Source organism: Yoonia sp. (assembly GCF_046292185.1).
Lineage (GTDB): Bacteria > Pseudomonadota > Alphaproteobacteria > Rhodobacterales > Rhodobacteraceae > Yoonia.
The window spans coordinates 1-5,781 of record NZ_JBKBQY010000048.1; the positions used below are offsets into that span (position 1 = coordinate 1).

A 5,781-nucleotide genomic window follows, 5' to 3' on the forward strand; every position below is an offset into this window, starting at 1 on the left:
ATGCACAAAGGCAAAAAGACAGACCGCATCGATGGCGCAATCGCCGCTGCGATGGCCGTGTCACGCGCCTGCGCCGCACAGTCCCAACGGTCCGCCTACAATGCACCCGAAGCCGAGCTTTTCACCTTCTAAAAGGAAACAAGACCATGACCACCCAATTACCCGGCCTGATCGTAGATGTGGAAGCCCGTATCGACAAACTGGAAAAGAGCCTGAAGAAAGCCAACCAGACCCAGAACCGCAGCGCGCAGATGATGGAACGCCGCGCGGCACAGTCCGCAGCACGCATGCGCCAATCATATGAAACCGCCGGGAACGGTATCAATGCGGCACTTAAGAAGATCGTCTTACCTATGATCGGCGTCGCTGCGCTGACCAAGGTAACGCGCGAGGTCCGTAGCACGATCACCGAAATCAGCACTCTGGCAAAGGTGGCAGATCGCACCTCTTTCGACATTGAAGCCTTGCAAGGTCTGCAACGCGGTTTCGATCTGTCCGGTGTAGCGGCTAGCGATCTGAATAGCGGGCTTGAGACATTCGGTAAAAACGTCGGGATGGCCGCAAATGGCACCGGCAAGCTGCAAAAGGTGCTGGACACATTCGGCATCTCAATCCGGGATAGCCGGGGCAATCTCAAATCGCAGATCGACCTACTGAAAGAGTTCGCAGACCTGACCCGCAGCCTGCCGGAGCAGCAACGCTTGGCCATTGCCAGCGCAGCCTTTGGTGGCAGCGGCGCGGCGATGACGAACGCTCTGGCCGGTGGCTCTGCGGCGATTGACGAAATGATCAACAGCGCCCGCGAGGGTGGTTTCATCTTGGATGAAGAGCTGGTCCGCAAAGCCGAAATTCTGGACGACAAGTTCGCAGACCTGACACGCCGGACCGGCACTTGGTTCAAATCGTTTGCCGTCGGAGCGGCTGATGCAGTGGTGGAATTGGCAGACTTCCGGTCGAAACTGGATGATCTTTTTCCATCCGAAGAACAGGGCCGCGCCGTGCTTGGCGATCAGGTCTTTGACGCCTTGGCCGCTAACCGCGATATCGTGGACGAAACCGCAGTAGAGATCGCGCAGCTACGCGAACAGTTCACTGGCTTGGGTGAGGATGCGCGCCAGACCGCAGCCGCAATGGACCAGTCATCGAACCTGATGCGGTCCTACGGATATGAAGAGGCCGCAGCCAATCTGGCAACCGCTTCCACTGAGATGCGCCGCCTTGCTGACGAATTTGACGCTGGCGAAATCGAAGCTGAGGATTTTGCAAAGTCCCTCGACACGGTCCAGACGTCCGCGCAATCCGCCTTTGACACCCTCGACCAGTCCGACCGGGTAGACTTTTCCAGCGTCATCTCAGAGGTGGGTCGCTTGGGTGGGGCTATCGCCGGGGCGATCAGTCTGGCGTCCAGCCTGCGCACGGCGATTGCCGCCGCCGCAGGCCAGACGATCACACCGGGGAACATCGGCGCGCAACAAGATGCTGATCGTGCAGGGTCACTTGCTTCACAGCGACAGGCCAGCGCAGCCCGCGCAGCCCTCGACGGGTTCACCGCGGCTGAGGAAGAGCGTAACAGCAAGACCCGCGACCGGCTGGCCCTCGAACGTGAAATCGCAGACGTCATGGAACGCGCCGAAGAGGCTGGCGCATCACTGACAGCGGCACAAGCCGAAGCGGTTGCACTTGCTGCAATCGCTGCCGAAGAGGCCCGCGCCGAAGCTGCAAAGGCCGCAGGCGCCGCAGGCAAAGACACCGGCGGCGGCGGCGGTGCGGCATCCGCAACCTTGGATGAATTCGCCAAAGCCGTTGAAGCGATCAAAGCTGAGACCACCGCCTTGGAAGTCGAAGCGCTGGCCCTGACGATTTCCGCAGCGGCTGGCACCGACTACGCCGCCGCGATCGATCTGGCCCGCCGGAAAGCTGATCTGCTGACCGCCGCGCTGGCATCCGGCAGAGCAGATAGCCCCGCACTGCGCGCAGAGATCGACGCACTGACGGGATCGTATGCCGATCTTGCCGCAGCGAATGAGGCAACCAAAGACAAGATCGACGCAACCCGCGCCGCGCAGGAACAATTCGGCCAGATCGCCGAGTCTGCTTTCGTTTCGCTCATCACCGGCGCGTCATCCTTTCGCGAGGCTTTGTCTGGCGTTCTGGCACAGCTTGGCCAGATGGCCGCAAGCAAGGCGTTTGTCGGTCTGATGTCCGGCGGCGGCACCGCTGGCAAGATCGGCAAGTTTCTGGGATATGCCGAAGGCGGGTTCACCGGCCCCGGCGGCAAATATGAACCGGCAGGTCTGGTTCACAAGGGCGAATTCGTGGTCAGCAAGGCCGCGACCAGCCGCCTTGGTGTAGGCAATCTACAGGCGATGCACAGCGCCGCACTGAAAGGCTACAGCGCTGGCGGATATGTCGGTGGTGCGCTGACAGCACCCGCCCTTGCTGCCCCCGCGCAGGCCGCACCAGCGATCAGCATCAGCGCGCCGATCACCGTGAATGGCAGTTCTGGCACTCCGGCGCAAAATGCGGATTTGGCAAAGCAGATGGCCAAGGAATTGGAAGCCAGCATGCGCGGCGTGGTGATGGCTGAAATCCAGCGGCAGGGCAGGCCCGGCGCAATGCTAGGGCGCAAGTGATGCTGGCAAACTTCACACCCCCGGTGCCACCATCCCCCGGCACAGCGCACACCAGACAGATCAGCCTGAACAAGGCTGGCTTTGGCGACGGATACACGCAGTCCAGTCTCAACGGGATCAATCACATCCGCCGGATCGTGGCGCTGAATTGGGCTGGCCTAAGCCCTGATGACGTGGCGGCGCTGGATCAGTTCTTCGCTGATCAAGGCGGTCACCAGCCGTTCTACTATGCGCCGTGGGGCATCGATGAGCCGTTGAAATGGACCTGCGAAGAATGGTCATCCTCTTCCGGCGCACCGTGGACCTTCACCGCCAAGCTGGAACAAAGCTTCACGCTGGAAGACTGATTCAGCCAGTTGAATTGCATCTATTAGGCTGTTCGGAATTGTGTTAAGTAGTAGATGCTGAATATAAACTGAAAAGGAAATAAAGTGCCAAACGAAATCACGATTATTCCGGAAGATGCAAAGACCGGCGAATTGACATTAGAAGAGGCAGTAAGCCGCGATATGTCGCTTGGCATTGTGAAACCATATGAGTTACCCGCAGACGTTCTTGAGGGAATGCGCCAGTCACAGGGCCGGTAATACCAAAACAAAAGGCCCGACAGTTTGTGACCGTCGGACCTTAAGACATTATTTCACCGCAAGCTCTCCAACTTGCAATAAATCAATAATGCACTTTTCGAAATCAGATTGCAATACGAATTACACCGATTATGACGAAAAAGAAGCCGCTGAAACCGCAGAAGCTGCATGATGTGCTACGCCGGGTGTAAACCTCAAGAAGGCCAAAATAGCCCCGTATAGAGGCTGTAGTGATTTTAGGCTACCCTTGCCACCCGATGTGACCCAATGGGCCTGTAGGGTGCCTGCCATTGGCTTCGGCGGTGACATCTGATTTGTCCGGCGGTGACATCTGATGTGTCCGGCAGCTTTCCTCCACCCCCGGAAGGTGTTCCAACCCGGAAGTGGGTTCAGAAACTACTCCGGGATGGAAGAACCAAAACTGGACCCCGAGGAGCGCAGCGACGAGCGGGGCAAGCGAAGCGCGCAGGCGAGGGCGAAGCCCGAGTTGTGGGTGTCTCATTGTCTATGTCACGCTTATGGGAATAGGCTTTTTCGTCCATTATTAGTTTCTTACTAGTGTGTATTATATACTCGATCCATAAGCGTGACACGTGTTGTGGAAAATCAATGACTTAGCCAAACTCGGTCAGTCGATGTCACGCTTATGGGAATAGGATGTCACGCTTGCGGTAACAGGGCAGATCGTCCGGCAGTCTAAGTCAGAATTCTTAGCATCATGACTCTTTTCGTCTTGAAGCCGCATCAGTTTACTAGTAAACAGGTAGCATGATATTTCAAAGGAGAACCACGATGACAAAGGCACCCTTGATCCGCATTGCCCCTGAGCGGAAAACCCAACTGGAAGAGCTGGCAGCAGCATTTGGCACCAAGTCTATGAGTGCAACAATTGGCGAGCTTATGCGGATTGCGCGTGAAGCTGGCGAGATTAAACACGCTATTCCCGGTGTGAGAATTAACAAACTCCAGGATGGATTCACAATCTCTTTTGACGATTCTACTCCGGTTGGCTTTACGGTTGATCAGATGAAATCCTTGGTCGGTCTAATCCATCTTGTTGTCTACAATAATGATCAGACGGGTCGCGTGGCGGATCGCGCAAAGAAATTCACCGTGACCCGGCAAGGTGCTGCCTTTAAGGTCGCTATTCCCGCAGACGGAATAGTCAAAATTTGGACGGCAGATATCGCACTCGACTTTGCTGATTTAATGGAAAGCGAAATTTCAGACGCCACACCGGCCTGATCTGCGAAAAGTAAAAGACCCAGTGCGCCAACACCGGGCCTTAGAATTCTGAAACCGTGCGAGTTCCTAATCATGAATGAATACCAAAAAAGCGATATAGCTTCAAGCCCTGACAATGTGGGTTTTGACGATCTGGACCTCGAAGACCTCGATTTAGGGGAAGGCTCCTTTGACCCCGGCACCGCCCTAACCCCGGACGAAATCGCACAGCTTCAACTGGCGGAGAATGCTGTGACAGGTTCCGAGACCGGAACAGCGATGCAGGGTCACATTGACATATGGAAGGAACGCCAGAAAAAACCGAAGCCAAAATCATCGCGCAAATCTAAGCTGTCACCCCGCCAGATCGAAATTGCCGAATATCGCAAGGGCGAGGGGAAAGACGACTGGAACGAATATCGGAAAGCGCTGCGACTGGCCAAAGCTGAAATCGAAGGGCGGACTGATTTTACACCGCGCGAGAACCTTGCTGATCTTACACCAGAGCAAAAGGCCGCGCGGAAGCGTGAGCAGGCCGCAGCACGCAAGCGCAAGAGCCGTGCGAACACTCTACCACCCGGCTAATCCCCTCATGGAAAAGATAAGTAAGGACTTATTTAAGTTTATTTTCAATGGGTTAAGTCATTTTTGGGCTTGTCAGGTGATTCGCCATGTGGGATTCTGGCGCTGCATCAACAAAGGAAATGCACGATGTCCCATTACATCCCCACCACCGACTATAATGACCTGATCGCTGGCCTGCTGACCGCCGGTGAAGCCCATGACCCCCGGACCCGCATCATCGAATTGCTTGGCGACCATGCCGACTTGTGGCCAGATTCAATCCTGTCTGATCCCGAAAGCGCCACGCCGGTCGAAGTCCTGAGCGTAATGGCATTCTTAGATGCCGTCGTGTCCCTAACCCTCGACCCCTTGCTCAAGCAGATACCCGATATCCACGAACGCGTTACCGCTATCCTCGCCACCAGCGCGCGAATGCTACCTACCTCTGCGGTGCAGCTTACGTCTGCCGAGATTGATCAGTATGCCGCAGAGGCAAGTGAGGGTCTGCGTGATGATGCTGCTGCACTGAATGAGGCAAAGCGCATACTCGACACGCTGATGGCTGGCATGCCTGCCGCCGCCTAAAAGAAAATGCCGACCTGCGCGAACAATCGTCATCAGGTCGGCGTTCGCCTTGCTATAAGTAATTGCGTCCAACCAAAGGCCGCAACCCATGTCCGATCAGATCACCATCGCCGAATTGAAAATGGCCAGACGCAAGGTTGCCAAGCTGGTCTTGACCGATCAGATTTACCTGCCGATCTTTGAGCGGC

At 56.1% G+C, this 5,781-nt stretch carries 6 protein-coding genes; all 6 read left to right on the forward strand.

All coding sequences use genetic code 11. The annotated features are described in order from the left end of the window. Window positions 1–146 precede the first annotated feature (146 nt). The 6 genes from ACK4TM_RS10175 to ACK4TM_RS10200 all read left to right on the forward strand — a co-directional run bounded on the left by ACK4TM_RS10175 (window position 147) and on the right by ACK4TM_RS10200 (window position 5,593). Window positions 147–2,633 (forward strand): hypothetical protein, encoded by a 2,487-nt coding sequence (locus tag ACK4TM_RS10175; RefSeq protein ID WP_409700658.1) that lies wholly within the window; start codon window positions 147–149, stop codon window positions 2,631–2,633. Beyond that, window positions 2,633–2,980: a phage tail protein gene (locus ACK4TM_RS10180; RefSeq protein WP_409700661.1), complete on the forward strand. Its 348-nt coding sequence runs from the start codon at window positions 2,633–2,635 to the stop codon at window positions 2,978–2,980. The genes ACK4TM_RS10175 and ACK4TM_RS10180 overlap by 1 nt, the downstream gene beginning before the upstream one ends. 84 nt (window positions 2,981–3,064) lie before the next feature. Continuing rightward, entirely contained in the window at window positions 3,065–3,220 is a 156-nt protein-coding gene (locus tag ACK4TM_RS10185) for a hypothetical protein (protein ID WP_409700664.1), read from the forward strand. Between the two features lie 792 nt (window positions 3,221–4,012). Continuing rightward, window positions 4,013–4,465, forward strand: coding sequence for a hypothetical protein (locus ACK4TM_RS10190; protein WP_409700667.1), 453 nt, complete (start codon window positions 4,013–4,015; stop codon window positions 4,463–4,465). 72 nt (window positions 4,466–4,537) lie between these two features. Then, window positions 4,538–5,029 carry a hypothetical protein gene (locus tag ACK4TM_RS10195; protein ID WP_409700670.1) on the forward strand — a complete coding sequence of 164 codons (492 nt, stop codon included), beginning with the start codon at window positions 4,538–4,540 and terminating at the stop codon, window positions 5,027–5,029. A gap of 126 nt (window positions 5,030–5,155) precedes the next feature. Further along, window positions 5,156–5,593: a hypothetical protein gene (locus ACK4TM_RS10200; protein ID WP_409700673.1), complete on the forward strand. Its 438-nt coding sequence runs from the start codon at window positions 5,156–5,158 to the stop codon at window positions 5,591–5,593. Window positions 5,594–5,781: the final 188 nt, after the last annotated feature.

What these genes read in the sequence shown, in the direction of transcription:
- ACK4TM_RS10190 (WP_409700667.1), top strand. Translation starts at nt 4,013, where the DNA reads ATGACAAAGGCACCCTTGATCCGCATTGCCCCTGAGCGGAAAACCCAA.
- ACK4TM_RS10200 (WP_409700673.1), top strand. Translation starts at nt 5,156, where the DNA reads ATGTCCCATTACATCCCCACCACCGACTATAATGACCTGATCGCTGGC.
- ACK4TM_RS10180 (WP_409700661.1), top strand. Translation starts at nt 2,633, where the DNA reads ATGCTGGCAAACTTCACACCCCCGGTGCCACCATCCCCCGGCACAGCG.
- ACK4TM_RS10175 (WP_409700658.1), top strand. Translation starts at nt 147, where the DNA reads ATGACCACCCAATTACCCGGCCTGATCGTAGATGTGGAAGCCCGTATC.
- ACK4TM_RS10195 (WP_409700670.1), top strand. Translation starts at nt 4,538, where the DNA reads ATGAATGAATACCAAAAAAGCGATATAGCTTCAAGCCCTGACAATGTG.